Below are 4,073 nucleotides of genomic sequence, written 5' to 3'. Positions count from 1 at the left end.
GGGCTAGGGGCTAGGGGAAGAAGGGGTTAGGGGCTAGGGGCTAGGGGCTAGGGGCTAGGGGAAGAGGGGAAGAAGGGAAGAGAATTAAGGCTTCAGCAATTCAGAGTGCTTTAAATGCCTTGGCGGTTGCTATACTTCAGTTACCGAATGGGATGCAGAATGTTGAATTTGAGTGGGATTTAACCACTGTTGTAACTGAGAAATGGGATGGCGATCGGCAAATTCACCGAAAGACTCATTGTGCGATCGCATCTTTTGATAAACTCGCAGCATTCCTTCTATTAAAGATGATATATCGGCCGGACTCACGGCTGGGAAGAGTTGCCGCCCAAAGGGTGAATCTTTTGCACCGACATACATAATATACGATGCTATCTTCTGACTCCCATTTGTAATTTCAGTTCCCAATAAAGTAATCTCGCTAGGATTATGTTGAGCACAGGATTTTTTGCAACCGCTGAAGTGAATGTTAATCGGTCGCTCTAACCTTAATTTTGTTCCTAAATCCCTTGCTAATTTTAAGGCATCACCTTGAGTATCTGTCGCACCCGAAGCGCAACCAGTCTGGCCGGAACAGGCAATTAATGCACTATCTGGACGATTTGCTGACCAGTGTAATCCTAATGCAGTAATGGCTTGCTTGATATCAGGAAGTTGAGAGTTGGGAATATCGGAAATTAGCAGATTTTGCCAAGGCGTAAGCCGGATTGTACCGCTGCCATAAGTTTGTGCTAAATTTGCTAAGCTTCGCAATTGTTTAGATTCCAGTTTGCCTAGAGGTAAAGCAATCCCAATATAGGATAAACCTGGTCGATCTTGAGGATGAATGCCAAGATGATTATAACTTGAAAATGCAGAAATTGGCAAGTTTTTCGTTGTAGTTTTTGTAGGGAAGCTATCGATCTCTTTTCCCAAATTATCTTGATTTATTTTGGTATCACCAGGACATTGATTGTCTTCAAAATCAGATTGATTGCCATTAATTAAAACTGGACTCATCGCCTTTTCAGGTGAAATCCTTTGCAAAGGAAAAGACAAATATTTTTCAATTTGTTCGAGATAGAAATCTTGACCCCAATCTGCTAGCAAGTGGCGCAGGCGTGGTTTTCTGTCCTTAATTAAGCCGCGCTCTTTGGTATAATTCAGATAAACTTGAGCGCAAGCTGCTAAGACTGATATACACTGAGATTGGGGTATAATAATACCTGTGTCGGGATACTTTGTCTCGTTCAGAAACAGGCGAAAAACAATTTCTTTTAATAGCGGTCGCCTTTCTGCAACTAAGATAATATCATTCAGGCGATCGCGCACAGAAACCGACTCTCCGCCGTCAAAGCAAATACTAAACTTAGGCGATAATGCCGATAACTCAGGATGTCGCTGCAAGTAATCGTCCAACTCCTTAACCAGAGGGCGAGTATCGAGTAATTGTTGCGAGTCAATTCCCGCTGTGGGACTTGCCATAATATTGCGAAGCGGGTCTATTTCCAGATAGGATGGCGCTATCCCTAACTGTTGTAATTTAGCAAAAACTTCAGTACCAATTGTCGATCGCATTTCCCGGATCTGTAAATTAGCCCGATTCGTGACTTGCACGTAGCCGCCGCCTAATTCCTCAGTCAGATCCGCGATCGCACAACATTGTACTGTATTTAAAATTCCCCCCGGAATCCGCATCCGAGACAAGATCCCATCTCGAGCAACGGAGCCATAAAATAAACCTGGACAGGTTGGTAAATCAGGTAAAGATAACAAGGAACATCCTCCCCATGCGACGCAGGGAATCGAGTGTGAATGTGCAAAAAGCACCCCCTCAATGGCGTTCTGGCTTTGACAGTTGCGGCACAGCGCCGGAATTACACCGGACTTTCCCATATTCAGGTTCTAGAATAATATCACGTATGCGATCGCTCCGGCTCTAATCATTTAAAAACTTGACATTTGGGGTAGGTTAGGTATGTTGTTGGGATTTAATCTCACAAAAGCGCTGAAGCCCAATAACGTACCACAAAATCAACCCCGATCTTATGACACTTGCGTAAGTTCTGTTTGATTAATTTATAGTATTTTCAGGTAGAGTTAGGATTAACGGTTAACAATTCGGAGATTTCGGGAATTTTTGCTTTCCCGATTCCACATTACTGCTCAAAATATTCTTGACGCTTTTTTAGTCGTTAAGTTGAAGTCTATCAATGCACTTCTGCAAGCAGTATTTAACTATAATCTTGGCTTTCAGCCCTTTTGTTAAATCAGTTTGTAGGTCTAAATCCAACCTAAGCCTACAACTAGAAACAGTCCACAGGACTTACGCGCCCAACCAAAGAAACCGGGTTTTTTTACGAAAATACTTCGTTTTGACCCACAGATTCTCTCAAAAACCCGGTTTCTGGGAGTCCCTGCGTAAGTCCTAGTCCATATACCATAATCCAGAAATGACAAGCCAAGTCTCCACTCAATCTCTAATTCCCAGTCCTCAGCAAAAATGGCTTTCAGTAGTGGGTATTGGTGAAGATGGACTATCTGGATTAACCGCGATCGCGCAATCTCTAATCGATAGCGCTAAATTTATTGTCGGCGGCGCACGTCACTTAGCAATGCTGCCAAAAGACGATCGCGAAAAGTTAGTTTGGACATCTCCTATTGAGGCGACAATTGATGAAATTATCCGCCGCCAAGGACAACCTGTCTGCATTTTAGCCAGCGGCGATCCGATGTGTCACGGCATTGGCGTAACCCTCACCCGCCGCATTCCCATCTCGCAAATAACTATTATTCCGGCTGCATCGGCTTTCAGTCTGGCTTGTGCCCGTCTGGGATGGCCCCTTGCCGAAATCGAAACTTTTAGCTTAACAAACCGCCCGATCGCTGCGATCGCATCTGCTTTCTATCCCGGCGCACGCTTGCTAGTTCTGAGTGCGGACAAACATACCCCCGCTAAGGTGGCGGCAATCCTAACAGAGCGAGGCTTTGGTGACAGCCAGATCGCTGTATTAGAGCGGATGGGGGGGGAGTTAGAACGAGTAATTGAGGGCATTGCAGCGACGTGGGAGGCAACGGATTTAGCCGATTTGAATACGATCGCGATCGCGATCCGCCGCGCCGAAGGCATCGCAGCGCTCGCCACTCCCGGAACCTTCCTTTTACCCCGCATTTCAGGCTTACCGGATAGCGCCTTTCACCACGACGGACAACTTACTAAACGCGAAGTTCGAGCCATTACTCTCTCAACTTTAGCTCCAATTCCGGGAGAATTGCTCTGGGATGTGGGTGCTGGCTGCGGTTCGATCGCGATTGAGTGGATGCGGAGTCATCGCCACTGCCGCGCGATCGCGATCGAACGTCACCCAACCAGATTACAATACATTGCCGATAATGCCGCCGCCCTTGGCGTTCCCAATCTCAAAATCGTTGCAGGAGAAGCGCCAGAGGCTTTAAAAGACTTGCCTCAACCTGATGCCATCTTCATTGGCGGTGGTGCTACTACTGATACTCTATTTGAAACCTGCTGGAATGCACTGCGATCGCACGGCCGCCTAGTAGTAAATGCTGTCACCATTGAGAGCGAACTCAAAGTGCTACAATGGCATAGCCAGTATGGAGGTGAGCTGATTCGGATTAGTATCGATCGCACAGTCGCGATCGGCTCTTTTTTAAGTTGGAAACCTTCTGCACCGATTACACAATGGATCGCATTTAAGCCTGGTTTATAGAAAGAAGAAAGAAGAAAAAATTACCCTTTCCTAAGCTTTTAGACATTTAAAACCTGTATATAGCAATCCTAAATCATTTGTGAATTTCTTACTCCCTCCCCTTAGCAAGGGGAGGGTTGGGGTGGGGTAAAAAATTTACGATTCATTTAGGATTGCTATATTAATTCATCAACTTATTCTTCCCCTTTCCCTAAAATAAAAGGGGATTGGAGGGTTAGGTTACAACCCACATTCCGCAGATGTGACTTAAAATTTTTTATCAGTTGTGAAAACTGAGAGCCAATTTTTTTTTCATTTAACTTATGCGGTTTTAAAGTCACGACAGCCCGTCAAACTTACCTAAATTAGGTAAATTGAAATAAT

At 45.0% G+C, this 4,073-nt stretch carries 2 protein-coding genes and 1 riboswitch; of the genes, one reads left to right on the top strand and one right to left on the bottom strand.

The window, feature by feature from the left end:
• Positions 1-129: 129 nt before the first annotated feature.
• Complete coding sequence (gene cobG, locus PN499_RS13090) at positions 130-1,755, bottom strand: precorrin-3B synthase (RefSeq protein WP_272032378.1); 1,626 nt, start codon at positions 1,753-1,755, stop codon at positions 130-132.
• A gap of 54 nt (positions 1,756-1,809) precedes the next feature.
• A riboswitch (adenosylcobalamin-variant (AdoCbl-variant) riboswitch) is annotated at positions 1,810-1,884 on the bottom strand.
• Between the two features lie 548 nt (positions 1,885-2,432).
• On the opposite strand from cobG, the gene cbiE reads away from it, so the two are divergent.
• Positions 2,433-3,710 (top strand): precorrin-6y C5,15-methyltransferase (decarboxylating) subunit CbiE, encoded by a 1,278-nt coding sequence (gene cbiE, locus PN499_RS13085; protein WP_272032376.1) that lies wholly within the window; start codon positions 2,433-2,435, stop codon positions 3,708-3,710.
• Positions 3,711-4,073: the final 363 nt, after the last annotated feature.

Source organism: Kamptonema animale CS-326, from assembly GCF_028330895.1.
Classification (GTDB): Bacteria; Cyanobacteriota; Cyanobacteriia; order Cyanobacteriales; family Microcoleaceae; genus Kamptonema; species Kamptonema formosum.
This window is presented reverse-complemented; position numbering and strand designations above follow the sequence as displayed.

What these genes read in the sequence shown, in the direction of transcription:
- cbiE (WP_272032376.1), top strand. Translation starts at nt 2,433, where the DNA reads ATGACAAGCCAAGTCTCCACTCAATCTCTAATTCCCAGTCCTCAGCAA.